Source organism: Streptomyces sp. NPDC054813, from assembly GCF_053611365.1.
This window is the reverse complement of record NZ_JBSHAF010000006.1, coordinates 231,901-258,702: the sequence shown is the minus strand read 5'-3', so window position 1 is coordinate 258,702 and position 26,802 is coordinate 231,901. Positions and strand designations below refer to the sequence as shown.

The 26,802-nt window shown below is 70.9% G+C and carries 26 protein-coding genes; 20 read left to right on the top strand and 6 right to left on the bottom strand.

From position 1 onward, the window contains the following. Window positions 1–457 precede the first annotated feature (457 nt). The 5 genes from ACWGJB_RS14420 to ACWGJB_RS14400 are packed head-to-tail and all read left to right on the top strand — an operon-like array spanning window position 458 to window position 6,041. Window positions 458–2,089 (top strand): peptide ABC transporter substrate-binding protein, encoded by a 1,632-nt coding sequence (locus tag ACWGJB_RS14420; protein WP_453380469.1) that lies wholly within the window; start codon window positions 458–460, stop codon window positions 2,087–2,089. 6 nt (window positions 2,090–2,095) lie between these two features. Continuing rightward, window positions 2,096–3,019 (top strand): ABC transporter permease, encoded by a 924-nt coding sequence (locus ACWGJB_RS14415; RefSeq protein ID WP_453380468.1) that lies wholly within the window; start codon window positions 2,096–2,098, stop codon window positions 3,017–3,019. Continuing rightward, on the top strand, window positions 3,012–3,992 hold the full coding sequence (locus ACWGJB_RS14410) for an ABC transporter permease (protein WP_453380467.1): 981 nt from the start codon (window positions 3,012–3,014) through the stop codon (window positions 3,990–3,992). Before ACWGJB_RS14415 ends, ACWGJB_RS14410 begins: the two co-directional genes overlap by 8 nt. Before the next feature lie 8 nt (window positions 3,993–4,000). Further along, window positions 4,001–4,975, top strand: a complete 975-nt coding sequence (locus tag ACWGJB_RS14405; RefSeq protein WP_453380466.1) for an ABC transporter ATP-binding protein — start codon at window positions 4,001–4,003, stop codon at window positions 4,973–4,975. Continuing rightward, window positions 4,968–6,041: an ABC transporter ATP-binding protein gene (locus ACWGJB_RS14400; RefSeq protein WP_453380465.1), complete on the top strand. Its 1,074-nt coding sequence runs from the start codon at window positions 4,968–4,970 to the stop codon at window positions 6,039–6,041. The genes ACWGJB_RS14405 and ACWGJB_RS14400 overlap by 8 nt, the downstream gene beginning before the upstream one ends. A 189-nt stretch (window positions 6,042–6,230) precedes the next feature. On the opposite strand, the gene ACWGJB_RS14395 is transcribed toward ACWGJB_RS14400, so the two are convergent. After that, window positions 6,231–8,357 carry a prolyl oligopeptidase family serine peptidase gene (locus tag ACWGJB_RS14395; protein ID WP_453380464.1) on the bottom strand — a complete coding sequence of 709 codons (2,127 nt, stop codon included), beginning with the start codon at window positions 8,355–8,357 and terminating at the stop codon, window positions 6,231–6,233. 189 nt (window positions 8,358–8,546) lie between these two features. On the opposite strand from ACWGJB_RS14395, the gene ACWGJB_RS14390 reads away from it, so the two are divergent. The 9 genes from ACWGJB_RS14390 (at window position 8,547) to ACWGJB_RS14350 (ending at window position 16,890) form a co-directional block, all read left to right on the top strand. Continuing rightward, a complete protein-coding gene (locus tag ACWGJB_RS14390) occupies window positions 8,547–8,741 on the top strand; it encodes a hypothetical protein (RefSeq protein ID WP_089098958.1) in 195 nt (64 codons plus the stop codon). A gap of 80 nt (window positions 8,742–8,821) precedes the next feature. Further along, window positions 8,822–9,703, top strand: a complete 882-nt coding sequence (gene mshB / locus ACWGJB_RS14385; RefSeq protein ID WP_453380463.1) for an N-acetyl-1-D-myo-inositol-2-amino-2-deoxy-alpha-D-glucopyranoside deacetylase — start codon at window positions 8,822–8,824, stop codon at window positions 9,701–9,703. Beyond that, window positions 9,700–10,116, top strand: a complete 417-nt coding sequence (locus tag ACWGJB_RS14380; RefSeq protein WP_453380462.1) for a DUF6113 family protein — start codon at window positions 9,700–9,702, stop codon at window positions 10,114–10,116. The genes mshB and ACWGJB_RS14380 overlap by 4 nt, the downstream gene beginning before the upstream one ends. A gap of 155 nt (window positions 10,117–10,271) precedes the next feature. Continuing rightward, window positions 10,272–12,596: a hypothetical protein gene (locus ACWGJB_RS14375; protein WP_453380461.1), complete on the top strand. Its 2,325-nt coding sequence runs from the start codon at window positions 10,272–10,274 to the stop codon at window positions 12,594–12,596. 183 nt (window positions 12,597–12,779) lie between these two features. After that, the gene (locus ACWGJB_RS14370) at window positions 12,780–13,238 is read left to right on the top strand and encodes a hypothetical protein (RefSeq protein ID WP_453380460.1); all 459 of its coding nucleotides are present in this window, start codon (window positions 12,780–12,782) and stop codon (window positions 13,236–13,238) included. Between the two features lie 154 nt (window positions 13,239–13,392). Further along, the gene (locus tag ACWGJB_RS14365) at window positions 13,393–14,337 is read left to right on the top strand and encodes an ABC transporter ATP-binding protein (protein WP_453380459.1); all 945 of its coding nucleotides are present in this window, start codon (window positions 13,393–13,395) and stop codon (window positions 14,335–14,337) included. Continuing rightward, on the top strand, window positions 14,334–15,074 hold the full coding sequence (locus ACWGJB_RS14360) for an ABC transporter permease (protein ID WP_453380458.1): 741 nt from the start codon (window positions 14,334–14,336) through the stop codon (window positions 15,072–15,074). Before ACWGJB_RS14365 ends, ACWGJB_RS14360 begins: the two co-directional genes overlap by 4 nt. Window positions 15,075–15,079: 5 nt before the next feature. After that, window positions 15,080–16,279 carry a sensor histidine kinase gene (locus ACWGJB_RS14355; protein ID WP_453380662.1) on the top strand — a complete coding sequence of 400 codons (1,200 nt, stop codon included), beginning with the start codon at window positions 15,080–15,082 and terminating at the stop codon, window positions 16,277–16,279. After that, window positions 16,276–16,890, top strand: a complete 615-nt coding sequence (locus tag ACWGJB_RS14350; protein ID WP_453380457.1) for a response regulator — start codon at window positions 16,276–16,278, stop codon at window positions 16,888–16,890. The genes ACWGJB_RS14355 and ACWGJB_RS14350 overlap by 4 nt, the downstream gene beginning before the upstream one ends. A 41-nt stretch (window positions 16,891–16,931) precedes the next feature. Here ACWGJB_RS14350 and ACWGJB_RS14345 read toward each other — a convergent pair whose 3' ends face one another. Next, window positions 16,932–17,819 carry a transglutaminase family protein gene (locus tag ACWGJB_RS14345; protein WP_453380456.1) on the bottom strand — a complete coding sequence of 296 codons (888 nt, stop codon included), beginning with the start codon at window positions 17,817–17,819 and terminating at the stop codon, window positions 16,932–16,934. Between the two features lie 43 nt (window positions 17,820–17,862). Further along, the gene (locus ACWGJB_RS14340) at window positions 17,863–18,867 is read right to left on the bottom strand and encodes a GNAT family N-acetyltransferase (RefSeq protein WP_453380455.1); all 1,005 of its coding nucleotides are present in this window, start codon (window positions 18,865–18,867) and stop codon (window positions 17,863–17,865) included. Window positions 18,868–19,007: 140 nt separating this feature from the next. Here ACWGJB_RS14340 and fdxA point away from each other — a divergent pair, with 140 nt between their 5' ends. Both fdxA and ACWGJB_RS14330 read left to right on the top strand, forming a co-directional pair. Then, window positions 19,008–19,328 carry a ferredoxin gene (fdxA, locus tag ACWGJB_RS14335; RefSeq protein ID WP_007495984.1) on the top strand — a complete coding sequence of 107 codons (321 nt, stop codon included), beginning with the start codon at window positions 19,008–19,010 and terminating at the stop codon, window positions 19,326–19,328. A 174-nt stretch (window positions 19,329–19,502) separates the two neighbouring features. Beyond that, window positions 19,503–20,597 carry a bifunctional succinyldiaminopimelate transaminase/glutamate-prephenate aminotransferase gene (locus tag ACWGJB_RS14330; protein WP_453380661.1) on the top strand — a complete coding sequence of 365 codons (1,095 nt, stop codon included), beginning with the start codon at window positions 19,503–19,505 and terminating at the stop codon, window positions 20,595–20,597. Between the two features lie 163 nt (window positions 20,598–20,760). On the opposite strand, the gene ACWGJB_RS14325 is transcribed toward ACWGJB_RS14330, so the two are convergent. Both ACWGJB_RS14325 and ACWGJB_RS14320 read right to left on the bottom strand, forming a co-directional pair. Beyond that, complete coding sequence (locus ACWGJB_RS14325) at window positions 20,761–21,228, bottom strand: ATP-binding protein (protein ID WP_453380454.1); 468 nt, start codon at window positions 21,226–21,228, stop codon at window positions 20,761–20,763. A gap of 281 nt (window positions 21,229–21,509) precedes the next feature. Then, the gene (locus tag ACWGJB_RS14320) at window positions 21,510–22,514 is read right to left on the bottom strand and encodes a heavy metal transporter (protein ID WP_453380453.1); all 1,005 of its coding nucleotides are present in this window, start codon (window positions 22,512–22,514) and stop codon (window positions 21,510–21,512) included. Between the two features lie 93 nt (window positions 22,515–22,607). Here ACWGJB_RS14320 and dapE point away from each other — a divergent pair, with 93 nt between their 5' ends. Next, window positions 22,608–23,687, top strand: coding sequence for a succinyl-diaminopimelate desuccinylase (gene dapE / locus ACWGJB_RS14315; RefSeq protein WP_453380452.1), 1,080 nt, complete (start codon window positions 22,608–22,610; stop codon window positions 23,685–23,687). Window positions 23,688–23,791: 104 nt separating this feature from the next. Next, on the top strand, window positions 23,792–24,550 hold the full coding sequence (locus ACWGJB_RS14310) for an LOG family protein (protein ID WP_453380451.1): 759 nt from the start codon (window positions 23,792–23,794) through the stop codon (window positions 24,548–24,550). A 172-nt stretch (window positions 24,551–24,722) separates the two neighbouring features. Here the strand turns inward: ACWGJB_RS14310 and folP are convergent, their stop codons facing one another. Next, on the bottom strand, window positions 24,723–25,583 hold the full coding sequence (gene folP, locus ACWGJB_RS14305; protein ID WP_453380450.1) for a dihydropteroate synthase: 861 nt from the start codon (window positions 25,581–25,583) through the stop codon (window positions 24,723–24,725). A gap of 165 nt (window positions 25,584–25,748) precedes the next feature. Here folP and ACWGJB_RS14300 point away from each other — a divergent pair, with 165 nt between their 5' ends. After that, window positions 25,749–26,099: a DivIVA domain-containing protein gene (locus tag ACWGJB_RS14300; RefSeq protein WP_453380660.1), complete on the top strand. Its 351-nt coding sequence runs from the start codon at window positions 25,749–25,751 to the stop codon at window positions 26,097–26,099. After that, a complete protein-coding gene (locus tag ACWGJB_RS14295) occupies window positions 26,096–26,683 on the top strand; it encodes a DNA-3-methyladenine glycosylase I (protein WP_453380449.1) in 588 nt (195 codons plus the stop codon). The genes ACWGJB_RS14300 and ACWGJB_RS14295 overlap by 4 nt, the downstream gene beginning before the upstream one ends. Window positions 26,684–26,802 lie beyond the last annotated feature (119 nt).

Here is a 26,802-nt window from a genome sequence, read left to right as displayed (position 1 = left end):
CCTACGGGCTACGCCGGACTTTTTCAACGCAATTCATTCAAGGTCAATAAATTCTCGGGCGCCTTGAGTTTCTCTTTACCTTCTTTGCCTGGCCTTGACCGTTCCGTAGCTACGCGGGTAGCACCTCGTAATCACCCCGTGCTTTAGTTCGGACTAATCGGGCCAAACGGGCAAGGAGTTCGATATGCGGACGCTGGTGTGCCGAAATGCGTACATCGACGGATCGCAATCCAACGTTTCGGCATCGTTACGCGTAGATCCATTGCGCCGCGGCCCCAAGATCCTCAAGCGGCTCTCGAGGGGCCGTCTGCAATCGGGTGACGTGTCCCCCTAAAGGTCGTCATGGGGCTCCTGGAGGCCGCCGTTCGGTGCAGTGGGTGAGCGATATCGACCGATTGAGTCGATATTGACCGGTAGCGCACCTTTGACGGATGACCCTTCATGGAGGAGGCACGCCATGCGTTCAGCCACGCACGCCCGATGGGCGGCCTGCGCGGTGGTGACGGCGCTCGCCGCCACGGCCTGCGGGGGCGGCGGCGGCAGCGGCGGGGGCGGCGGCGAGAGCGGCGTGCTCAGCTCCTCCTGGGGCGACCCGCAGAACCCGCTGGAGCCCGCCAACACCAACGAGGTCCAGGGCGGCAAGGTCCTCGACATGATCTTCCGGGGCCTGAAGAAGTACGACCCGAAGACCGGCAAGGCGCAGGACATGCTCGCCCAGAAGATCGACACGAGCGACTCGCAGAACTACACGATCACCGTCAGGAACGGCTGGACCTTCTCCAACGGCGAGAAGGTGACCGCCCACTCCTTCGTCGACGCCTGGAACTACGGGGCGAGCCTCAAGAACAACCAGAAGAACGCCTACTTCTTCGGGTACATCGAGGGATACGACAAGGTCCATCCCGACAGCGGCAGCCAGAGCGCCGAGGCGCTCTCCGGTCTGAAGGTCGTCGACGACCAGACCTTCACGGTGAAGCTGAACCAGAAGTTCTCCAGTTTCCCCGACACCCTCGGCTACGCGGCCTTCGCCCCGCTGCCCCGGTCCTTCTTCACCGACCACGCCGGCTGGCTGAAGCAGCCGGTCGGCGACGGGCCGTACAGCATCGAGTCGTACACCAAGGGCTCGCAGATGTCCCTGAAGAAGTGGGACGGCTACCCCGGTCCCGACAAGGCGCAGAACGGCGGGGTGACCCTCAAGGTCTACACGGACAGCGACACCGCCTACACCGACCTGATCGCCGGCAACCTCGACCTCGTCGACGACGTTCCCGCCTCGCAGCTGAAGAACGTCAAGAACGATCTCGGTGACCGGTACATCAACACCCCGGCCGGCATCATCCAGACGCTCGCCTTTCCCTACTACGACAGCGCCTGGAACCAGAGCGGATCGGACAAGGTCCGCACCGGCCTTTCCATGGCCATCAACCGGAAGCAGATCACCGACACCATCTTCCGGAACACCCGCACCCCGGCCACCGACTGGACATCGCCGGTGCTCGGCCTGGTGGGCGGCTTCAAGGAGGGGCTGTGCGGGAGCGCCTGTGACTACGACCCGGCGCAGGCCAAGAAGCTCGTCCAGGAGGGCGGGGGGCTGCCCGGCGGACAGCTCAAGATCACGTACAACGCCGACACCGGCTCGCACAGGATGTGGGTGGACGCCGTGTGCAACTCCATCAACAACGCGCTCGGCAACGACAAGGCGTGCGTCGGGAATCCGGTGGGCACCTTCGCCGACTTCCGCAACCAGATCGGCCAGCACAAGATGACCGGCCCGTTCCGCGCGGGCTGGCAGATGGACTACCCGCTCATCCAGAACTTCCTCCAGCCGCTCTACTACACCAACGCCTCCTCCAACGACGGCAAGTGGTCCAACAAGGACTTCGACAAACTCGTCGACCAGGCCAACGCCGAGACCGACACCGGCAAGGCCGTCGGCACCTTCCAGAAGGCCGAGGAAGTCGTCCGCGACAACATGGCCGCCATTCCGCTCTGGTACCAGAACGGCAGCGCCGGCTACTCCGAGCGGCTCTCGAACGTGGCCCTCAATCCGTTCAGCGTCCCCGTGTACAACGAGATCAAGGTCAGCTGACACGGCATGGGGCGCTATGTCGTCCGGCGGCTGCTCCAGATGATCCCGGTGTTCATCGGGGCCACGCTGCTGATCTTCCTCATGGTCAACGTCATGGGCGACCCGATCGCCGGGCTGTGCGGAGAACGGGCCTGCGATCCGGCGACCGCCGCCCAGCTGAAGAAGGAGTTCGGACTCGACAAGCCGGTGTGGCAGCAATACCTCACCTACATGGGGAACGTCTTCACCGGGGACTTCGGTACGGCGTTCAACGGACAGCCGGTCACCGAGCTGATGTCCACCGCGTTCCCCGTCACCATCCGGCTGACGATCGTGGCCATCGTCCTCGAGGTCGTCATCGGCATCACCCTCGGCGTCCTGACCGGCCTGCGGCGCGGGCGGCCCGTCGACACGGGGGTGCTGCTGGCGACCCTGGTCGTCATCTCCGTACCGACGTTCGTCACCGGCCTGTTGCTCCAGCTGCTGCTCGGCGTGGAGTGGGGCTGGATCAAGCCCTCGGTCTCCCCGGACGCCACCTTCGGCGAGCTGATCGTGCCGGGACTCGTCCTCGCGTCCGTCTCGCTCGCCTACGTCACCCGGCTGACCCGCACCTCCATCGCCGAGAACAGACGGAGCGACTACGTCCGTACGGCCGTCGCCAAGGGGCTGCCGCGGCACCGGGTCATCACCCGGCACCTGCTGCGCAACTCCCTCATCCCGGTCGTCACCTTCATCGGCACCGACATCGGCGCCCTCATGGGCGGCGCGATCGTCACCGAGCGGATCTTCAACATCCACGGCGTGGGCTACCAGCTCTACCAGGGGATCCTCCGGCAGAACACCCAGACGGTCGTGGGCTTCGTGACGGTCCTGGTCCTGGTGTTCCTGGTGGCCAACCTGCTGGTGGACCTGCTCTACGCCGTACTCGACCCGAGGATCCGCTATGCCTGAGCAGCCGTTCGAGCCGGACCGGGCCATCGCGGGGACCGGGGCGGGCGGGGCGATGGACCTGGCGGCGAGCGAGGCGGAGACGCTGGAGCGGACTCCGGGAGGGCCGCTCGGCACCGGCCCGGCCGAGAAGCCCCGCTCCCTCTGGTCCGACGCCTGGCGGGACCTGCGCCGCAACCCGGTCTTCCTCGTCTCCGCCCTCGTCATCCTCTTCCTCGTCGTCATCTCCCTGTGGCCGTCCCTGATCGCCTCCGGCTCCCCCCTCAAGTGCGACCTCGCCAAGGCCCAGGAGGGCTCCCAGCCGGGCGCGCCCTTCGGGTACGACGGACAGGGCTGCAACGTCTACACACGGACCGTCTACGGGGCCCGTACGTCCGTCACGGTGGGCGTCTGCGCCACGCTCGGGGTCGCGCTGCTCGGGTCGGTCCTCGGCGGGCTCGCCGGGTTCTTCGGCGGGTTCTGGGACTCGGTGCTGTCCCGGATCACCGACGTCTTCTTCGCGATCCCGGTGGTCCTCGGCGGTCTCGTCCTCCTCTCCGTGGTGACCAGCAATACGGTCTGGCCGGTCATCGGGTTCATGGTGCTGCTCGGCTGGCCCCAGATCTCCCGGATCGCCCGCGGTTCGGTGATCACCGCCAAACAGAACGACTACGTCCAGGCCGCCCGCGCGCTCGGCGCCTCCAACTCCCGGATCCTGCTGCGGCACATCGCGCCCAACGCGGTGGCCCCCGTGATCGTCGTGGCCACCATCGCGCTCGGCACCTACATCGCGCTGGAGGCGACCCTGTCGTACCTCGGCGTCGGTCTGAAGCCGCCCAGTGTCTCCTGGGGCATCGACATCTCCGCGGCCTCGCCCTACATCCGCAACGCCCCGCACGCGCTGCTGTGGCCCTCCGGGGCCCTCGCGCTCACCGTCCTGGCCTTCATCATGCTCGGCGACGCGGTGCGCGACGCCCTCGACCCGAAGCTGAGGTGAGCGCCGCCGTGCTGCTCGAAGTGCGCGACCTGCACGTGGAGTTCCGGACCCGGGACGGGATCGCGAAGGCGGTCAACGGGGTCTCCTACGCCGTCGACGCCGGGGAGACGCTGGCCGTGCTGGGGGAGTCCGGGTCCGGGAAGTCGGTCACGGCCCAGGCGGTGATGGGGATCCTGGACATGCCGCCGGGGCGGATCGGCGGGGGCGAGATCCTCTTCCGGGGGCGGGATCTGCTGAAGCTCAAGGAAGAGGAGCGGCGGAAGATCCGGGGCGCCGAGATGGCCATGATCTTCCAGGACGCGCTGTCGGCGCTGAACCCGGTGCTGAGCGTGGGCGACCAGCTCGGCGAGATGTTCGTCGTGCACCGGGGGATGTCCAGGAAGGACGCGCGGGCCAAGGCGGTCGAGCTGATGGACCGGGTGCGGATCCCGGGCGCCGCCCAGCGGGTGCGGGACTATCCGCACCAGTTCTCCGGGGGCATGCGCCAGCGCATCATGATCGCCATGGCGCTGGCCCTGGAGCCGGCGCTCATCATCGCCGACGAGCCGACCACGGCGCTGGACGTCACCGTCCAGGCCCAGGTCATGGACCTGCTCGCGGAGTTGCAGCGCGAGTACCGCATGGGGCTGATCCTGATCACCCACGACCTGGGCGTGGTCGCGGACGTCGCCGACCGGATCGCCGTGATGTACGCGGGGCGGATCGTCGAGTCCGCGCCGGTGCACGACATCTACAAGGCGCCGGCGCATCCGTACACGCGCGGACTCCTCGACTCCATCCCGCGCCTGGACCAGAAGGGCCAGGAGCTCTACGCCATCAAGGGCCTGCCGCCCAACCTCATGCACATCCCTCCCGGCTGCGCCTTCAACCCGCGCTGCCCCATGGCCCAGGACGTGTGCCGCACCGACGAGCCACCGCTGTACGAGGTGGATCAACACCGGGGCAGCGCCTGTCACTTCTGGAGGGAGTGCCTCAATGGTTGACGCGACGGTTGAGCCGATCCTGGAAGTGAGTGGACTGGTCAAGTACTACCCCTTGACGCAGGGCATCTTGATCAAGAAGCAGATCGGTGCGGTCAAGGCCGTTGACGGTGTCGACTTCGTGCTCAACAAAGGAGAGACGCTCGGCATCGTCGGGGAGTCCGGCTGCGGCAAGTCGACCGTCGCCAAGATGCTCGTCAACCTCGAGCGGCCGACGGCCGGGTCGATCAAGTACAAGGGCGAGGACATCACCAGGCTGAGCGGGCGGGCGCTGAAGGCCGTCCGCCGCAACATCCAGATGGTCTTCCAGGACCCGTACACCTCCCTCAACCCCCGGATGACCGTGGGCGACATCATCGGGGAGCCGTACGAGATCCACCCCGAGGTGGCCCCCAAGGGCGACCGGCGCAAGCGGGTCCAGGAACTGCTGGACGTCGTCGGTCTCAACCCCGAGTACATCAACCGCTATCCGCACCAGTTCTCCGGCGGCCAGCGGCAGCGCATCGGCATCGCACGGGGGTTGGCCCTGCGCCCCGAGGTGATCGTCGCGGACGAGCCGGTGTCCGCGCTGGACGTCTCCGTACAGGCCCAGGTGATCAACCTGCTCGACCGGCTCCAGAACGACTTCGACCTGTCGTACGTCTTCATCGCCCACGACCTGTCGATCGTCCGGCACATCTCGGACCGGGTCGGGGTGATGTACCTCGGACGGATCGTGGAGATCGGCAAGGACGAGGAGATCTACGAGCACCCGACCCACCCCTACACCCAGGCCCTGCTCTCCGCGGTGCCGGTGCCGGATCCGGAGGCCCGGGAACACCGGGAGCGGATCATCCTGAGCGGGGACGTCCCGTCGCCGACGAACGTGCCGTCGGGGTGCCGGTTCCGCACGAGATGTTGGAAGGCCGAGGAACGGTGCGCGGTCGAGGTGCCGGCGCTTGCGGTGCCCGCGGTGTTCCGGCTGGTGCCGGGGCCGGCAGCCCATGACTCGGCCTGCCATTTTGCGGAGGAGAAGCAGGTGGTGCCGCCGGAGGAGCCGACGGACGATCTTGCCGACGGGGGTGCGTAGCGGGACGAACCGGGGCCAATCTCGTTAACACACAGGCAACTTCGGCGACCCGGTCCCGATATACGGACGCGGCACGCTTAACAGCGTACGGCCGTGCGGGTGCCGTAAACGGGCCGGAGCGCGCCATGTCGCTCCGGCCCGTTGCCGTGTGCGGGTGCGTGGGGGCTTGTCGCGCAGTTCCCCGCGCCCCTAAAGGGGCGCCATGCCCAACGTCCGCTTCAGGAAGTCCAGCTGGAGCAGGAGCAGGTTCTCCGCTACCTGTTCCTGCGGGGTCATGTGCGTCACGCCCGAGAGTGGGAGTACCTCGTGCGGGCGGCCCGCCGCCAGCAGGGCGCTGGACAGGCGCAGTGAGTGGGCCACCACCACGTTGTCGTCCGCCAGGCCATGGATGATCATCATCGGGCGGTGCGGTTCGGCCGCGTCGACCAGCCCCGCGTCGTCGATCACCGAGTTGCGGCGGTACACGTCCGGCTGCTCGCCCGGGTCGCCGAGGTAGCGCTCCTGGTAGTGGGTGTCGTACAGGCGCAGGTCGGTCACCGGGGCGCCCACCACCGCCGCGTGGAAGACGTCCGGACGGCGCAGCGCGGCGAGCGCGGCGAGGTAGCCGCCGAAGGACCAGCCGCGGATCGCCACCTTGGTCAGGTCGAGGGGGAAGTCGGCGGCGAGCGCCTGGAGGGCGTCGACCTGGTCCTGGAGCACGGTCGCCGCGATGTCGTCCTTGATCGACTTCTCCCAGGCCGGCGAGCGGCCGGGGGTGCCCCGCCCGTCGGCGACGACCACCGCGAAACCCTGGTCGGCGAACCACTGGGAGGTGAGGTGGGCGTTGTGCGCGGCGACCACGCGCTGGCCGTGCGGACCCCCGTAGGGGTCGAGCAGAACCGGAAGGGGAGTGTCCCCGTGGTAGTCCCGTGGCATAAGCACGGCGCACGGAATTCGGCGTGCGCCCCCCTCGGTGAGTGTCACGCGCGGGGACAAACCGGGATCTTCGGCGTACGACGTGACAGTTGCCAGAGGTTTTCCGTCACGCAGCACCTGGACGCGGGCGCCCGGTGTGTCCAGGGCGGCGGACACCAAAACGGTCACGCCCCCGGCGCGCACGGCCGTGTGCACGCCGGGCGCCTGCGACACGCGCTCCACGCCGAGTTCGTTGACGCGGTAGACGTGTACCTCGCCGATCTCGGGGGACTCGGCCTCCTCGCCGGCGGACGCGGAAACCAGCACGTCATCGGCGGTCACGTCGAGAACCGCACGGATGTGCAACTGGGCACCGGTGAGCGGCCGTTCACCCACCGCGAGCACTCGGGCGCCACCCTCGTCGGCGATCCGGACCAGCTGTCCGGAGGGGCTCCAGCAGGGCACTCCACCGAACAGTTCAAGCCATGTTGGATCTTCGTCGGCGTGCACCATCCGGGTCGCCCCCGACCCCGGGTCCACGGCGAGGAACAGCTGGCTGCGCTGGTCGCGCGCCTGTACCAGCAGCAACGGTGCACCCGCCTCTGACCAGTGCACATGCGCCAAGTACGGGTAGCGCGCCCGGTCCCAGGAGACCTCCGCGCGCCCCCCTTCGAGGTCGTAGGCGAACAGCCGTACGTCCGCGTTCTCGGTGCCCGCCGCCGGGTAGGCGACATGATGTGGCTCACGCTCGGGGTGGGCGGGATCGGCGATCCACCACCGCTGTACCGGCGTGTCGTCCACGCGGGCCACGAGCAGCCGGTCGGACCGTGGAGACCACCAGAATCCGCGCGAACGCCCCATCTCCTCGGCCGCGATGAACTCGGCCAGTCCATAGGTGACCTGGTCCGACTCGGGCTCCGCCAGCGCCCGGTCGCCCGCGCCGTCGGCGCCCACGACCCGCAGGGCGCCCTCCGCGACGTACGCGACATGGCGGCCGTCGGGGGACGGGCGCGGGTCGATCACCGGTCCCGGGACCGTGAGTTCGCGTGTGGTGCCGGCCCGGAGCTCCGCCGCGAAAAGCCGCCCTGACAAGGCGAAAGACGCCAGCTCCAGGGTCGCGTCGGCGGCGTAGCCGACGATGCCGGCACCGCCCTCGCGGCTGCGTTCGCGACGGGCCCGCTCCTGCGCCGAGAGGTGTTCGTCGGCGCCGCCGAGCAGGGTGCGCGGATCCGCCGCCAGGCGCTCCTCGCCGCTCGGCACATCGAGAATCCACAGGGAATTGGCCCGGTCCGTACCGGAACCGGAGCGCAGGAACGCCACGCGTGAGCCGTCGGGGGCCACGGTGAACGCACGCGGCGCGCCGAGAGTGAAACGCTGGGTGCGGGCGTGCCGGCGGGGGAATGAGACAGCCTCGGTCTTCATGCCCCGACCATATTGGCCATGCGCCCCCTTGTGCGGCCGTGCGCCGAGCGATGCGCGAGCACGCATAGTTATGATCACTACCGCTGAGTGGGTATGAACCCGCTGGCTTGCGCATGGATTTGCTGTACCGATCTACAACCCCCATACCCGAACCCCCCGCGTCCCTGGGATCTTTGGAGGTGAGCCGCCGTGGCACTCTCGATTTCGGCGGTGGTGCTGCTGGCGATCATCGTCTTCTTGCTGATCAAGAAGTCGGGTCTGAAGGGCGGGCATGCGGTCGTCTGCATGCTGCTCGGTTTCTATCTCGCCTCCTCGACCATCGCGCCGACGATCAGCGATCTGACGACCAACGTCGCCAGCATGATCGGCAGCATCAAGTTCTGACCCGGACCGCCTTCCGACCCGGCCGACCTCGTCGACCGGGGCTGCGTGGCGCTGTCGGTGGCGTTTCGTAGGCTGGGCACATGACGGAACCGCCCGCCCGGCCGCTACCCGCCCGGCGTCTGCTGCTGGTGCACGCGCACCCGGACGACGAGTCGATCAACAACGGCGCCACCATGGCCCGCTATGCGGACCAGGGCGTCCATGTGACGCTGGTCACCTGCACCCTCGGCGAGGGCGGTGAGGTCATTCCGCCCGAGCTGCGGGATCTCACCGGCCCGGCGCTGGGCGAGTACCGGCTCGGCGAGCTCGCCGCGGCCATGCGCGAGCTCGGCGTCACCGACTTCCGGCTGCTCGGCGGCCCGGGCCGCTACCGCGACTCCGGGATGATGGGCCTGCCCGACAACGAAGCGCCCGGCTGCTTCTGGCAGGCCGACGTCGACGAGGCCGCCGGACACCTGGCCGAGGTGATCCTGGAGGTCCGCCCCCAGGTCCTCGTCACCTACGACGACAACGGCGGATACGGCCACCCGGACCACATCCAGGCCCACCGTGTCGCCATGAGAGCCGTCCAGCTGGCCGCCGAGGCCGGCCACCGCGTCTCCAAGGTCTACTGGAACCGCGTCCCGCGCGCGGTCGCCGCGGCCGCCTTCGCCCGGCTCCAGGACGAGCTGCCGGGGCTGCCCTTCGCAAAGTCCGCCGCCGTCGACGATGTGCCCGGCGTGGTGGAGGACCGTCGTGTCACCACCGAGATCGACGGCACCGGGTACGCCGCCGCGAAGGCCGCGGCGATGGCCGCCCACGCCACCCAGGTCGAGGTGGCACCGCACGGTGCCCCCTACTTCGCGTTGAGCAATGAGCTGGCGCAGCCCGTATTCATCACCGAGTACTACGAGTTGGCGGTCGGCGAGCCGGGCGCGGCGCGCGAGACCGATCTCTTCGCCGGTATCGGGGAGGCCTCATGAGCTCCGCAGGACGTGGCTCGATGCTCGCGCAACCGTTGCAGCGGCCCCCCGCCGGGCGGATCGCCGCCCTGCTCGGGCTGATCGTGCTCGGCGCGGTCGTCGGCCTCGCCGGAACCCTCGTCCAGGCCGCCTGGTTCCCCGGCGGGCTGCTGCTCGCCCTGGCCGGCGCCGCCGGGCTCTTCCTCGGCGGGTCGCGGGCGCTGGGCAGCCGGTCCGGGGCCGTGGCGCCCGCGTTCGGCTGGGTCGTCGCCGTCATCCTGCTCACCGCCAGCAGACCCGAGGGCGACTTCCTGTTCGGTGCGGGAGGCGGTTCCTACCTCTTCCTGCTCGGCGGCATGGCGCTGGCTGTGATCTGCGCCACTATGGGTTTGGGGCGGCAACCTGACACGGACGGCGCCCGACTTGGCAAGTGACGTACCACTTCGCCGTGCGGCGCGCGTGCGAGTCCGGTGTGGGTTTCCCCAGCGGTCATGGGATAAGCGCCAGAAGTGGCCAGTATGGTGGTGCGCGCCGCCGAGCCGCCCGAGCAAGGTCGTACGGGCGGCGGAGCCAACCGGGAGAACCTGCCTTGAGTCGTGAAACTGACACTCCTTCCTCCGGGCCCGACGGGCACGGGGGAGCCGCTTACCCCTCGGGCACACCGCCGTACGGGACCCCCATGGCTTCCGACGACGGCAAGGGCGCGGGCCGTTCGGCCGCGCAGCCGGAGGAACGAAAGACCGAGACCACGCTGACGACCCGGATCCGGATCAACATCCCCGGGTCCCGGCCGATTCCGCCGGTGGTCGTCCGTACTCCGGTCACCGACGCCGAGAGCGGCGCCGGCGAGGAGACGGGCACGCACGCGCAGCCGACGGGCGCCGCCATGTCCACCGGCACCGTCGAGCCGCCCGCCGAGACCGCGCCAGGGCCCGCCACCGGCGAGCAACGCAGCGACTGGTTCGCGCCGCGCAAGTCCGGCCCGGCCAAGGGCGGTCAGCGCGGCGGCGCCACCAACGGTGCGGGCATGCCCGGCGGTTCGCCCGCCGCGGCGCCGAGCGGTCCGGCCGCGCAGGGCACCCCCGGTGCCGCGCGTCCCAACGGCGGCCGCCCCGGCGGTGTCGTCGGATCCATGAGCGTGCCCGGCACGTCCCGGCCCGGCTCGACCAACGGCGCGGGGCTGCCCACCGGCGCGACCGGCGGCCCGGTGGCCCCCGGACACGGCGGCGGCACCGGCTCCTTCGACGTGACCGAGGCGCTCGCCGCGGGCCCGCTCGGCGGCCCCCGGGGCGGCGCGAAGGGCCCCGGCGAGCCCCGCCGGGACGAACTGCCGTACTTCTCCGAGAACGGCGGCCAGAACGGCGCCCAGCCCGGTCCCGGCGCGCCCGGCGGCGGCCCGGCCGGTCCCGGCGGCCCCAGCGGCTTCAACGGCCCCGGCCTGCCCGGCGGTCCCGGCGGCCCGCAGGGCCCGGCGGGCCCCACCGGCGGCCCGGTCACCGGCGACGGCCCGTTCATCCCGCCGGCCACCGGCGGCGTGCCCTTCGGCGGCCCCGGCGGTCCGGGGGGCGCGCCCTTCACCGGTGGCGAGCCCTTCGGCGCGCCGGGCGGCCAGGCCGGCCCCGGCCTACGTCCGGGCGGCCCGGCCGGCCGTCACGCCCAGGCCGGACCCGGCGCGCGCACCGCCCCCGCCGGTCCCGGCCTCGGCCCCGGCGGCGGCCTGAGCGACGACACCGCGATCCTCACCCCGCAGAAGCCCGCCCCCGAACCGGGCATGCCCGGCTACGGATCCCCGGCGGACAACGTCTCCGGACACACCGTCACCAGCGGTATCCCGGTGGTACCGCCGGGCGCGAACTCTCCGTTCGCGCCGGGCGCGCCCGCCGACGGGCCGCTGCCGCACACGCCCCCGAAGCTGCCCGAACCGGTCTCGCCGCCCCCGGCCGAGTCCAAGGGCAAGGCGAAGGCGAAGAAGAAGCGCGGCAAGCTGCCGCTGCTCGTCGGTGTCGTGGTGGTCGCCGGCCTCGGCGTCTACGGCGCCGGGCTTCTGATGAACCACTCCGACGTGCCCAAGGGCACCACGGTGCTCGGCGTCGACATCGGCGGCGGCACCCGTGACGACGCCGTCAAGAAGCTCGACGACGCGTTCGGCTCGCGGGTGAACAAGCCGCTGAAGCTGTCGGTCGACGGCAAGGCCGTCTCGCTGCCGCCGGACCAGGCGGGCCTGCAGTTCGACATGCAGTCCACGGTCGAGGCTGCCGCCCAGAGCGACTACAACCCGGTCTCCGTGATCGGGTCCCTGTTCGGCCAGAAGCGGGTCGTCGAGCCCGCCATGCCGGTCGACGAGGAGAAGCTCCAGGCCGCTCTCAAGGGCCTCGGCAGCGGCTCCGGCTCTGCCACCGAGGGCACGATCAAGTTCACCTCGGGCAAGGCCGTCGCGGTCTACGGCAAGGCGGGCAAGGGCATCGACGCGGCCACCTCCACGAATGCCGTCAAGCAGGCGTACCGGTCGATGGTGGAGACAGGCACGCCTTCCGCTGTGGCCGTACCGACGACCACCGTGCAGCCGACGGTCTCGAACGCCGAGGTCGACCGCGAGATGAAGGCCTTCGCGGAGCCGGCGATGTCGGCGCTGGTCACGGTCAAGGCCGACACCGGCGGCACCCCGGTGTCGTTCAGCCCGCAGAACTCCCTGTGGAAGTTCCTCCGGGTCAAGGCCGTCAACGGCAAGCTCGTCGACAGCCCCGACCTGGACGCGCTCAAGAATCTCTACGGCGGCGCGTTCGACAGCGTCAAGATCACCCGCGGCACCGGCGGCAAGACTGTCGTCACCCCGCAGGACGTCTACGTCGCCCTGCGCCAGGCGTTGCTGAGCAAGACGAACCGGGTGGGTGTCATCAAGACGAACCCGAGCTAGTCGAACAACAACGAGAGAGGGCACCCGGTGATCACCGGGTGCCCTCTCTCGTTGTGGGTCATGGTCGAGGGCTGGTGCCAACTGCCGCTTAATTAACGAGAGTTGAGCTTATGGGCGCTGATACGGTGACCCGGCTCGCTGCAAGATCCATCTCGTCGGCATACGACTTGGACAGGAGTCTGCATGCACATGATCCGTCGCACCATGGTCTTCCTTTCCAGCCTGCTCATGCTCGCCGGAGCCGGTCTGTTCCTCGCGTCTCCGGCGCAGGCCGCCACCTCGTGCTCCGGCACCATCACCTACGACGCGACCGTCTCCCGTAGCGGGAGCGTCATAGGCGAGCTGGTCATCTACTACAACAGCAGCAACGGCGGCACCAACAGCGCCTGCTTCTACCATCGTGGAGTGTCCTACGGCGTTGCCGCTTCCACCGACGTCCAGATCCTTCGCTGCTCGCAGACGTCGGGCACGGGGAAGGTCTGCACCCCGACCCAAAACTCCCCTGTGGACAGCGGTTCCTACTCGTACCAGGCGGGTCCCGTCGGCGTGACCGGCACGGCGAACTACTGTGTCGCGGCTGTCGGCGGAATCTGGTGGGGCGGTACGGAGTCCTACATCGAGAGCGGCACACGAGGATGCTGATCAGCGTGTCCTGAGGAATGCGGCCAACGGGGCGCCCGGTACTCACCGGGCGCCCCCTCACGTCGTGTCACGTGCTGCTCATGACATCTGTCATGCGGCTCTCCGGACGGTCGGCACTGCCCCCGGCCAGGGGCCCGCCGCGAACATGGACGGCATGACAACGACAGCGGCGACGACCGCCACCGGCACCCCGGTGGTGGTCGGGTTCGACCAGGTGAGCAAGACCTACGGGAAGGTGCGGGCCGTCGACGGGCTCTCGCTGCGGCTGCACCCGGGGGAGACCGTGGCCCTGCTCGGGCCCAACGGCGCGGGCAAGTCGACCACGCTCGATCTGCTGCTCGGCCTCAAGCAGGCCGACACCGGCTCGGTGAGCGTCTTCGGCATGACCCCGCGCGAGGCCATCGTCGCCGGCCGGGTGGGCGCGATGCTGCAGAGCGGCGGCCTGATGGACGAGGTCACCGTGCGCGAGCTGGTCAAGCTCGCCTGCGATCTGCACCCGAAGCCCTACAAGGTCACCGACGTCCTCGCCCGCGCCGGCATCTCGCAGATCGCCGACCGCAAGGTCAACAAGCTCTCCGGGGGCCAGTCCCAGCGCGTCCGCTTCGCCCTCGCGACCGCCGGCGACAGCGACCTGATCGTCCTGGACGAGCCGACCACCGGCATGGACGTCTCCGCCCGCCAGGCCTTCTGGGCCACCATGCGCGAACAGGCCGACCAGGGCCGTACCGTCCTCTTCGCCACCCACTACCTCGAAGAGGCCGACGCCATCGCCGACCGGGTGCTGGTGCTGCACCGGGGCCGGCTGCTCGCCGACGGAACGGCCGCCGAGATCAAGGCCAAGGCGGGCGCCCGCCGGGTCTCCTTCGACCTGGAGGGCGAGATCGACGAGGCGTCGCTGCGGGCGCTGCCGTTCCTCACGGCGGTCGATATCTCCGGGCAGACCGTCCGCATCCAGTCGTCCGACGCCGACGCCACCGTCCACGCCCTCTACGGCCTGGGTGTCTACCCCCACAACCTCGAAGTCGCCGGGCTCGGCCTGGAGCAGGCGTTCGTCGCCATCACGGAGGCCGAAGAGGCCAAGGAGGCCACGCAGTCGTGAACGCCCTGATCAAGCTGGAGCTCGTCCGCGCCCTGCGCAACCGCAAGTTCCTGTTCTTCTCGGTGATCTACCCGTCGATCATCTTCCTGCTGGTCGCCAGTCAGGGCGACACCAGCCAGACCGTCGACGACTCGGGGCTCTCCGTGGCCGCCTACGTCATGGTCTCCATGGCCTCCTTCGGCGCCCTCACCGCCGTCCTGATGGGCAACAGCGAGCGCATCGCAAAGGAGCGCGAGAGCGGCTGGGTACGGCAGCTGCGGCTGACCACCCTGCCAGGGCGAGGTTATGTCCTCGCCAAGACCGCGAGTGCCGCCGTGGTGAGCCTGCCCTCGATCGTGGTCGTCTTCCTGATCGCCGCATCTGTGAAGCACGTACGCCTTGACGCCTGGCAGTGGCTCGCCCTCACCGGCGCCATCTGGGCCGGCAGTCTGGTCTTCGCCGCGCTCGGCGTCGCCATCGGCTACCTCGCCTCCGGGGACGCGGTCCGCCCGATCACCATGATCACCTACTTCGGCCTGTCGATCCTCGGCGGCCTGTGGTGGCCGTCCTCCTCCTTCCCGACCTGGCTCCAGGACATCGCGAAGTGGCTGCCCACGCACGCGTACGCTGCACTGGGGCGGGCCATCGAACAGAGCCAGGCCCCGCAGGCCCAGGACATCGCCATCCTCGTCGTCTTCTTCGCCCTGTTCGCCGGCGGCGCGGCCTGGCTGTACCGGAAGGACACGCTGAAGGCGTGAGCACGATGACGGAAGACCTGCGGCCCGAGGACGAAGCCCGGGCGGACCGGATGGTGCGCATCGGCCAGCCTCCCCGCAGCCGGGGCGAGGCGCTGCGCAAGATGGTGTGGGTCCTGCCCTGGCTGATCTACCTCGCCTCCCCGGCGGACGACCTGGCCTCCGGCCACCACGGCACCGCGGCCACGGTGGCCGGCTGGGCGGGCCTTGCGGCCTTCGCCGGGATCTACCTGGCCATCGTCTTCCGCTCCATGGGCCGGCCCTTCCGGGGCTGGATCGTCACCGCCGCGATCGCCGTGGAGGGGACGCTCGCGGTCGTGCTGGCCTTCAGCCTCGGCGGTTCCTGGTTCGGTCTGTTCGTGTACGTCTCCGTGATGTGCGGAGTGACCTTCCCGCTGCGGGTCGCCTACTGGACGATCCCGCTGAACACCGCCGCCATGATGCTGGCGGGCTGGTACGTCCACGTCCTGGACGAAGCCTGGGGCCTGTTCCTGGTGGTGCTGCTGGTCGGCTTCTCCATGATCGGCGTACGGCAACTCGTCTCCACCACCGTCGAGTTGCGCAAGGCCCGCGCCACCGTCGCCCAACTGGCCGCCAACGAGGAGCGGTTGCGCCTCGCCCGCGACCTGCACGACCTGCTCGGCCACTCGCTCTCCCTCATCACGCTGAAGAGCGAGCTGGCCGGCCGGATGCTCCCCGACCACCCCGACAAGGCGGCCCAGCAGGTCTCCGACATCGAACAGGTCAGCCGGCAGGCCCTGGTGGACGTCCGAGAGGCGGTCACCGGCTACCGGCGGCCCCGGCTCGCCGCCGAACTGGCCGGTGCCCAGGTCGCCCTGACCGCCGCCGCGGTCACGGCGGAGATCCCGGCCGACCCCGACCTCGCCGATGTACCCGAGGACGGCGAGGCGGCGCTCGCCTGGGCGCTGCGCGAGGCGATCACCAACGTCGTGCGGCACAGCGGCGCGAGCGCCTGCACGGTGGAGCTGCTGCGCCGTCAGACCCTGGACGGCCCGGTCCTCGAACTCTCCGTCGAGGACAACGGCTCGGGCGGCTCCGGCAAGGGCCCCGGCAACGGTCTCACCGGGCTCACCGAGCGGCTGGAGAAGGCCGGCGGCACGCTGGAGACGGGCCGCGTGAAGCGCGGTTTCCGGCTGGTCGCCCGGGTCCCGCTCGGCGTCGGCGGGGCCGTAGGATCCGGGGCATGAGCAGCACGATCAAGGTCCTCCTTGCCGAGGACCAGTCGATGGTCCGGGAGGCGCTGGCCGCCCTGCTGGGCCTGGAGGACGACATCGAGGTCGTGGCCCAGGTAGCGCGCGGCGACGAGGTGCTGGCGGCGGCGCGGGCGCACGGCGTCGACGTGGCCCTGCTCGACATCGAGATGCCGGGCTGCACGGGCATCGAGGCGGCGGCCCAGCTGCACAAGGCGCTGCCCGCCGTGAAGCTGGTCGTCCTGACCACCTTCGGGCGGCCCGGCTATCTGCGCAGCGCGATGGAGGCGGGCGCCGACGCGTTCCTGGTCAAGGACGCCCCCGCCGCCCAACTCGCCGAGGCCGTCCGCAAGGTCCTGGCCGGCGAGCGCGTCATCGACCCCACCCTGGCCGCCGCGGCCCTGGCGGAGGGCGCCAACCCCCTCACCGACCGCGAGCGGGAGGTCCTGCGCGCGGCGGCCGACGGCTCCACGAACGCGGAGCTGGCGGCGGCGCTGCACCTCTCGCAGGGGACGGTACGGAACTACCTCTCGACCGCCATACAGAAGCTGGCGGTACGCAACCGGGCGGAAGCGGTCCGGATCGCGAGGGAGAAGGGCTGGTTGTAGGGCGGACAAGTGAACCCGCGGCGAAACGGCCCCGCACCCGCTCAGTTCAGCCGGGCCCGTGCCGCCCGGGCCTCGCCCCTGACCTTCTCCGCCGCCCCCTCGTCCACCGCGTCGATCAGCCCCGCGTACTCCTCCAGCTCCTCGGCGCCGTCGACGAAGTCGCCCCGCTCCACCAGCAGCCGCGCCCTGTCGTACCGCAGCCGGGCCGGGTGCGAGGGCATCAGCAGCGACAGGTCCACCGCCCACAGGCCCACGTCCGACCGCTCGGGCCGGGCCGCCGCCCAGGCCCGTACGTTGTTGAGGATCCGCCGTAGGACGTCCAGCGCATCGGCCGGTTCCAGCATCGCCGGCTCCAGCGGCACCCCCGCCGCCCCCACCACCAGCGTCTGCGCGTCCGCCTCGCTCAGCACCCGCCCCCCGTCGAACGGATCGGCCAGCACCTGCTCCTCGGCCGGCCCGAACCCCACCACGAAGTGCCCCGGCAGCGCGACCCCGTACACCGGCGCCCCCGCCCGCCGGGTCACCTCCAGCCAGACCACGGACAGCAGGATCGGCAGCCCGCGCCGACGGCGCAGCACCTCGTGCAGCAGCGAGGACTCCAGCCTGCGGTAGTCCGAGGCGACGCCGTGGTAGCCGAACCGTTCGCCCAGCAGCCGGTGTGCCGCCGTGGCCCAGGCGAGCGGCCCGCCCGGCCGGTACGGCAGCTGCCCCGCCAACCGGTCCAGCTCCATCTGCGCCGCGTCGATCCCGGCCTCGTCCAGCGAGCCGTCGGCCGCCGCGCCCAGCAGCAGACACAGCGTCGCCAGATCGGGCCGCTCGGACCGCGCCTCCTCGCCGAACCGCTCCCGCACCTCGGCGGCCCGCTCCGGCGACGGCGGACGTGGCTGCGGACGTGGATCCGGATCCGGATCTGGAAAAGGGGGTTGCATAGCTGTCTCGTGCCCTTCCGGAACGACCCGTACCGCGGCGGCCTCAGCGGCCGTCCGCCCCCGGCGCCCTGTAGTGGTGGTACGCGTGGTGCGCCCCGAACCCCAGCCCGGTGTACAGCGCCCGCGCCCCGGTGTTCTCCGCCTCGACCTGGAGCCAGGCAGCCGACGCGCCCTCCTCCAGCGCCCGCCGGGCGAGCGCGGCCATGACCTCGCCGGCCAGCCCCCGGCGTCGTAGCGCCGGATCCACCTCGACGGCGGCGAACCCGGCCCACCGGCCGTCCACCACCAACCGCCCGATGGCCGCCGGGGCACCCTCGCCGGGAACGGTCGCGAACCACACGGACGGCCCTCCGCCCAGCACCCGCAAGGCGACCTCGCCGACCCCCTTGCGCTGGTAGCGCGCCAGCCAGGCCTCGTCAGCCGTCCGGGAGAGCGCCACATTGGTCCCCTCCGCCCGGTCCGCCACCGGCGCCAGCGCGCCGGTCCACAGCTCGGCGCTCACCTCACGCACCCAGCCCCGCCGCTCCAGCTCCGCGCAGAACAGCTCCTGGGTGCCCTCGGCGCCGGTCGCGGTCTGCACGTACGCGGGCAGCCCCCGTTCGCCGTACCAGCGCCGTACGGCCTCCAGGGCCGCGTCCAGCGGCAGACCCGGATCGCCCAGCGGCAGCACGCTGTTCGCCCGCCGGGTGAACCCTCCGGCGGCCCGCAGCTCCCACTCACCGAGCTGCTCGCTCTCCAGCGGCCGCCAGCCGCGCGAGGCGACACGCGCGAGCTCCCGATACGTCGCCGCCGGTCCCCGGCGGCGAGCCGGAGCGGCCGGCACCACCTTGGCCGCCACCAGCGCGGACTCCGGTATCCGGACGATCTGCCCGTCCCGCCGCGTGATCGTCAACGTGCCGTCGTCGTCCCATGATGTGAGAACACCCACCGTGTCGGTGAACTTCTCCTCGGTGGCGCCATTTCCGGCCAAACGGCGCACGGAGACCCGTTTGCCCACGTCAGCAGCGGTGATACGGACCTCGAAGCGTCCTGCGGCCGAGATTTCCACTGGTCAGTTCACCCCTCCTGTTCGGATCATGCCCGAGAACGGAGATACTAGAGGTGGGCATCGACGACGCCGCGCTCCCGCGCGCCAGGCGGCGGAGCCTACGGAGGCCCGCCAGCGCCCAATCGAGGAGGAACGACAGCGTGACCTACGTCATCGCGCAGCCTTGTGTCGACGTGAAGGACAAGGCGTGCATCGAGGAGTGCCCGGTCGACTGCATCTACGAGGGCCAGCGGTCCTTGTACATCCACCCGGACGAATGCGTTGACTGTGGCGCCTGTGAGCCGGTCTGCCCGGTCGAGGCGATCTTCTACGAGGACGACACTCCGGAGGAGTGGAAGGACTACTACAAGGCCAACGTCGAGTTCTTCGACGAGCTCGGCTCGCCCGGCGGTGCCAGCAAGCTGGGTCTGATCGAGCGCGACCACCCCTTCGTCGCCGCGCTGCCCCCGCAGGCCGAGTAAGCCGTACCGGCGGCCCGCCGCACCACCGTGCCGCCTCGGTCCCGTACGGCCTGATCGCACCCGATCGGCGCCTGCGGGACCGAGGCGTTTGCCGTACCGGTCGTTGCCGGTCGTGCCGACCGTACCGTTCGTACCGGACGTACCGGACGTACCGAAGAAAGTGAGCCAGTGACCGTGTCCGCAGTCTCCGACCGTCTGCCCACCTTCCCCTGGGACAAGCTGGAGCCGTACAAAAAGGCGGCAGCGGCGCACCCGGACGGCATCGTCGACCTGTCGGTCGGCACCCCGGTGGACCCGGTCCCCGACCTGATCCAGAAGGCTCTGATCGACGCGGCGGACTCGCCCGGCTACCCCACGGTCTGGGGCACCCCGGCGCTGCGCGACGCGATCACCGGCTGGGTCGAGCGCCGCCTGGGCGCCCGTGACGTCACCCACCGCCACGTCCTGCCGATCGTCGGCTCCAAGGAACTCGTCGCCTGGCTCCCCACCCAGCTCGGCCTCGGCCCCGGCGACCAGGTCGCCTACCCGCGCCTCGCCTACCCCACCTACGAGGTCGGTGCCCGCCTGGCGCGCGCCGACTACCTGGTCTACGACGACCCGCGGGACCTGGACCCGACGAACCTGAAGCTGCTCTGGCTGAACTCCCCGTCCAACCCGACGGGCAGGGTCCTCTCCCCGCAGGAGCTGACGGAGACCGTGGCCTGGGCCCGTGCCCACGGCGTCCTGGTCTTCTCCGACGAGTGCTACCTCGAACTGGGCTGGGAGGCCGACCCGGTCTCGGTCCTGCACCCGGACGTGAACGGCGGCTCGTACGACGGCATCGTGGCCGTGCACTCCCTCTCCAAGCGGTCCAACCTGGCGGGCTACCGCGCGGCCTTCCTGGCCGGCGACCCGGCGGTGCTCGGCCCCCTCCTGGAGATCCGCAAGCACGGCGGCATGATGACGTCGGCACCGACGCAGGCGGCGGTGGTGGCGGCCCTGTCCGACGACACCCACGTCCAGGAACAGCGCGAGCGCTACGCGTCCCGCCGCAGCCTCCTCCGGGAGGCGCTGGTGGCCCACGGCTTCCGCATCGAACACAGCGAGGCGAGCCTCTACCTGTGGTCGACGAGGGACGAGTCCTGCTGGCGGACCGTCGCCCATCTGGCCGAACTCGGCATCCTGGTGGCACCGGGCGACTTCTACGGCACAGCGGGCGAGAACTTCGTACGCGTGGCCCTGACGGCGACGGACGAGCGCGTACGGGCGGCCGTGGAGCGGCTCGCCTAGAACAAGCCGGTGCCCGAGCGCCCCGTCAGGGGCGCGGGGCCGTGCGGCCGTGCGGCCCCGCCGCGCGGGCGCGAACCCCCACCGGCCCGCGCACGACACACAACGAGAAGGGACCCAGGGCGGTAAACCCCGGGTCCCTTCTCACATCACCGGCGCCGCGGCGTCAGCCGCCCAGCGGCAGGCCCTTGACCGGCAGGCCGCCCTTGGTGAGCCCCTGCGTCGGCAGGCCGCCCTTGGTGAGCCCCTGCGTCGGCAGCCCGCCCTTCGTCGCCGTGGCCGCCGTCTCACCGAGCAGCCCACCGGCGGAGCCGGCCGCGTCACCGGCGGCGTGCTGCACCACCGGCGTCGCGACCTTGACGGCCTTGCCGCCGGTCTTGCCCGCGGCCGGCAGCGCCGACTCGACCGTCCTGCCACCGGTGTGGCCGACGGTCCCGGTGACGTTCTGCGCCGCAGCGTCGGCGGTGTTGCCGACGCTCGCTCCGTCCAGCGCGGTCAGACCGCCCAGGTTGGGGGTGGTGGCCGGCAGGCTCGGGGCCGCGCCGGCGGAGCCGGCCGCACCGACCCCGGCAGCCGCTCCCGCTGCGACGAGCAGCGCGGCACGGGCGATCCGGCGGGTCAGAGGGAGGGACATGATGCTCCATTCGACGGGAGGGAACGTGATCGCCGTGACTACCGCTCGAAGCCCGCGAAGGTTGCGGAGGCCCTGGGTAAAGAATTGATAACGCATCGCATTATCGGGTGTGGATAAAAACGGGCAAAGAGTTCCCGGGCCGAGACCTCGCCGTAACCCGCAGAATCCTTACGTCCCCGTGCTGCCAAGGGATTTCGCGCGTGCGCGAGTAACCGTGCGAAAACCTGGGCACACCATGGACCCGATCCGCCCGGGCCGACCCGCCGGAGTGAAACGCCGAACTACTGCCCGGTTACGATCCGCACCGACCCCGCGGACTTCTCCGCACCGCCCGTGCCCTGCGAACCGGCCGCCGGCTGCCACTGGCTTTCCGTGCTCCCGGCGGACCACTCCCGGCCGGCGTACGACACCCGCTGGATGTGCAGCGCCGAGGAGTTGGCGACCGCCCAGTGCGCCAGCTGCCAGCCGCGCTCGCGCTCGGTGCGCCCGGACCTGTCGGTCTTCCCGCCCTCCGGCACCGGCACGGTCACGGTCCGCCCGTGCGCCGTGGCGGTCACGCTCGGCGTCGGTGTCGGCGAACTCGCGGACGTGCCGTTCACCTCCGCGCCGGCCTCCTCGACCGCGTCCCGCCCGAAGTCCCGTACCAGCGCGGTTCGTACCGCGTCCGGACCCGTCGCCGTCGCCGCCTCGGTCGTGGCCGCCGGGCGCCCGTCGCAGGTCAGCGTGGCCGCCGCCTGCCCGGTCAGGGCCGCCGCGAGCAGCGTGGCGTCCGTCTCGTGCTTGGCGTACGCCTCCGGGTAGCCGCTGCGCTGCACGCGCTGTGCGGCGACCGTCAGGGGCAGGGTCTCGTAGTCGCGCACCTTGGCCAGGTGGGCGTAGAACATGCCCGCCGCGTACGCCGGGTCCAGGATCTGCTTCTCGGTGCCCCAGCCCTGCGAGGGCCGCTGCTGGAACAGGCCCAGCGAATCCCGGTCGCCGTGCTTGATGTTGAGCAGCCCCGACTCCTGGATCGAGGTCGCCAGCGCGATGGCCACCGCCCGCTCGGGCAAACCGCGCCCGGTGCCGACGGCGGCGATCGTCGCCGCGTTCACCGCCTGCTCGGGCGTGAACTCGTACGACTCGCTGTCGCTGCGGTCCGAGACGACCTTGCAGCCCTCGGCGCCACCGCCGCCGGTGACGTACTGGACGACCAGATAGGCCGCGACGGCGCACAGAATGAGCAAACCCGACACGAAACGCAGGGCGCGGCGGCGACGCGTGGGGCGGGTGGGGGACGGCTCTGGCACGCGTACAACATACTGGAGAGTACGAGCGGCTCAACCTCGGGTGCGGAAGCCTGTGAAACCGCCCGCGCGGTGCTGCGCGCTAGGGTCGGGGCCATGGCCGACACCTCGCTTGACCTCACGCTGGACGCGGCCGCGTTGACCGCGCGACTCGTCGACCTCCCCTCGGAGAGCGGCACCGAGAAGCCGCTCGCGGACGCGATCGAGGCCGCGCTGCGCGCCCTGCCGCATCTGACGGTCGACCGCCACGGCAACAACGTGATCGCCCGCACGAACCTCGGCCGCTCCGAGCGGGTGATCCTGGCCGGCCACATCGACACCGTCCCGATCGCGGACAACGTGCCGTCCCGGCTGGACGAGGACGGCGTGCTGTGGGGCTGCGGCACCTGCGACATGAAGTCCGGTGTCGCCGTCCAACTGCGCATCGCGGCCACCGTCCCCGCACCGAACCGCGACCTGACCTTCGTCTTCTACGACAACGAGGAGGTCGCCGCCCGTCTCAACGGCCTCCGGCACGTCGCCGAGACCCACCCCGAGTGGCTGGCGGGCGACTTCGCGGTCCTCCTCGAACCGTCGGACGGCGAGGTCGAGGGCGGCTGCCAGGGCACCCTGCGCGTCATCCTGAAGACGACCGGCGAGCGGGCCCACTCCGCGCGCTCCTGGATGGGCTCCAACGCGATCCACGCGGCCGCCCCGATCCTCGCCCGGCTCGCCGCCTACGAGCCGCGCTACCCGGTCATCGACGGCCTGGAGTACCGCGAGGGCCTCAACGCGGTCGGCATCTCGGGCGGGGTGGCCGGCAACGTCATCCCCGACGAGTGCGTGGTCACCGTCAACTTCCGGTACGCCCCGGACCGTTCCGAGGAGGAGGCGATCGCGCACGTCCGCGAGGTCTTCGCCGACTGCGGGGTCGAGGAGTTCGTGGTCGACGACCACAGCCCCGGTGCGCTGCCCGGCCTCTCGCACCCGGCCGCGGCCGCCTTCATCGAGGCGGTCGGCGGTACCCCGATGCCCAAGTACGGCTGGACCGACGTCTCCCGTTTCTCCGCCCTCGGCGTCCCGGCGGTCAACTACGGGCCCGGCAACCCGCACTTGGCGCACAAGCGGGACGAAAGGGTGGAAACCGGAAAGATCCTGGCGGGCGAGAAGCGGCTGCGCGCCTGGCTGACCGGCTGAGCCACACGGCGGCGCTTCGCACCGGACATGCCGACGTCCCGCGCCTGTAACCCGGGTGGATCTACGCTGGGGCGGATACACCTGCAAGCGGAGGGAGCGCACATATGCCTACCGGGAACCCCGAGGGGAAGAAGGTGCCGCCGGACGAGCAGCGCCTGGGACCGGTCCTCCGACGGCGCGGTCAGGTGACCGCGAGCACGACGGACCAGCGTCTGCTGGACGCGGGCGGCCCCTCCGACTGGGTCCACACGGACCCCTGGCGGGTGCTGCGCATCCAGTCGGAGTTCATCGAGGGCTTCGGCACGCTCGCCGAACTCCCCGCCGCGATCAGCGTGTTCGGCTCGGCGCGGACGCCGGTGGAGTCGCCGGAGTACGACGCGGGCGTGCAGCTGGGCCGGGGCCTGGTCGAGGCCGGCTGGGCGGTCATCACGGGCGGCGGGCCCGGCGCGATGGAGGCGGCCAACAAGGGCGCGCTGGAGGCGGGCGGCGTCTCGGTCGGCCTCGGTATCGAGCTGCCCTTCGAGCAGGGCCTGAACGCCTACGTCGACATCGGTCTGAACTTCCGCTACTTCTTCGTGCGAAAGATGATGTTCGTCAAGTACGCGCAGGGCTTCGTGGTGCTGCCCGGCGGACTCGGCACCCTCGACGAATTCTTCGAGGCGCTCACCCTCGTCCAGACGCAGAAGGTCACCCGCTTCCCGATCGTGCTGTTCGGCAGCGCGTACTGGGGCGGTCTGGTCGACTGGCTCAAGAACACCCTGATCGCCCAGGGCAAGGCGAGCGAGAAGGACCTGCTCCTGTTCCACGTCACGGACGACGTGGGGGAGGCGGTGGCCCTGGTGTCGAAGGAGGCGGGCCGCTAGGACCGGCCGTCTCCCATCCGCCCACCCACCCGACTCGCTCTGCCGAGAAGTCAGGGTCGAGGGTTCTCGTGATCGTTCCGAGTACCGAGTCGGTCCGTACACCTCTCGACTCACCGAGTCCGGTGGTGGGCGGGCGAGGGTTTCGGGGGTCCGGGGCGGAGCCGCCAGGATGCTACGCCAGCCCCCGCCGGGCGACCGCCGGGGGCCGGTGGCCCGCGATCGACGCCACCATGTCCAGGACCTGCCGGGTCTCGGCCACCTCGTGGACGCGGTACACCTGCGCCCCCAGCCACGCCGACACCGCCGTCGTCGCCAGCGTGCCGATCACGCGTTCCTTCACCGGCCGGTCCAGCGTCTCGCCCACGAAGTCCTTGTTGGACAGGGAGACCAGCACCGGCCACCCCGTCTCGACCATCTCGCCCAGCCGCCGCGTCGCCTCCAGGCTGTGCCGGGTGTTCTTCCCGAAGTCGTGCCCGGGATCGATCATCACCGACTCCCGGGACACCCCCAGCGCCACGGCCCGCTCGGCCAGCCCCAGGGTCACCCGCAGAATGTCGGCCACCACGTCGTCGTACGTCACCCGGTGCGGCCGGGTCCGCGGCTCCGCCTCGCCCGCGTGCGTGCACACCAGCCCCACCCGGTACCGCGCCGCGACTTCCGCCAGCCCCGGATCGACCCCGCCCCACGCGTCGTTCAGCAGATCCGCCCCGGCCTCGCAGACGGCCTCCGCGACCGACGCCCGCCAGGTGTCCACGCTGATCACGACCTCCGGGAACCGCCGGCGCACCTCCGCCACGAACCCGACGATCCGCCGCGCCTCCTCCTCGGCCGTGACCTCATCGCCAGGCCCGGCCTTCACCCCGCCGATGTCGACGATCGCGGCCCCCTCGGCGATCGCCTGCTCCACGCGCGCGAGGGCGGGCTCGTCGTGGAAGGTCGCCCCCTGGTCGTAGAAGGAGTCCGGGGTCCGGTTCACGATGGCCATGATCACCGGTTCGTGCGGTGCGAATTCCCGCTTGCCCAGCCTGAGCATCGCCTGTGACCTCTCGTAGTAAGTCCCTCGGTACGACCGCCTGCGCCCCTGACTGTCAGACTCGCATGGCACGATCGGACACAGACACATTCGACACCGAGCACACTAAGCGCACTCGGCACCATGAGTGCGTACCGAGCTTCATCGAGCCTGGGGGCCACCGCGATGGTTATGTTCCTGTTCCTGGTCGTCGCGCTCGCGGTCGTGGTCGCCGCGGTCACGCTCTCCGTGGTGAGCGGCGGCGAGAGCGGCCCGCTGCCCGAGGTGGCGCCCGAGCGCTTCCAGGACCCGCTGCCCCTGGACCGCCCGGTGCACCGCGCGGACGTCGAGAGCCTCCGCTTCCCGCTCGCTCCGCGCGGCTACCGCATGGCGGACGTCGACGACGCGCTCAGCCGCCTCGGCGCCGAACTCGCCGAGCGCGACGCCCGGATCGACGACCTGGAGTCCGCGCTGGCCGGCGCCCAGGCCGCCCCCCACACCTCGCTGGCCAAGCCGGAGCCGGAGGACCGGCCGTGACCGACGGAGCGGCCGTGGCCGGGCCGGACGGCAGGCTGCGCTGTCCCTGGGCCCTGTCCACCGAGGACTATGTGGCGTACCACGACGAGGAGTGGGGCCGCCCGGTCCACGGCGACGACGCCCTCTACGAACGCCTCAGCCTGGAGGCGTTCCAGTCGGGACTCTCCTGGATCACGATCCTCCGCCGCCGCCCCGGCTTCCGGGCCGCCTTCGCCGGCTTCCGCATCGAGAAGGTCGCCACCTTCTCGGACGAGGACCGGGAGCGGCTGCTGGGGGACCCGGGCATCATCCGCAACCGCTCGAAGATCGACGCGACGATGGCCAACGCGAAGGTCCTGGCGGAGTGGGAACCGGGTGAGCTGGATGCCCTGATCTGGTCGCACGCCCCGGAGCCGGGTGCCTACCCCGCACCGAAGACCATCGCCGACGTCGCGGCGGTCACTCCGGAGTCGACGGCCCTGTCCAAGGCACTGAAGAAGCGCGGCCTGCGCTTCATCGGCCCGACGACGGCGTACGCCCTCATGCAGGCATGCGGACTGGTCGACGACCACTTGGAAACATGCGTGGCCAGGAGCGCCCCGTAGGGGCGCGGGGGGGGGGGGGGCGCGCCCCCCCACGCCCCCCCCGCCCCCCCCCGGGGGCCCCCCCCCCATAAATAAGGCTGTGGGTGTTGGGAAAAAACGGCGGGGGCGATACGTGGTGC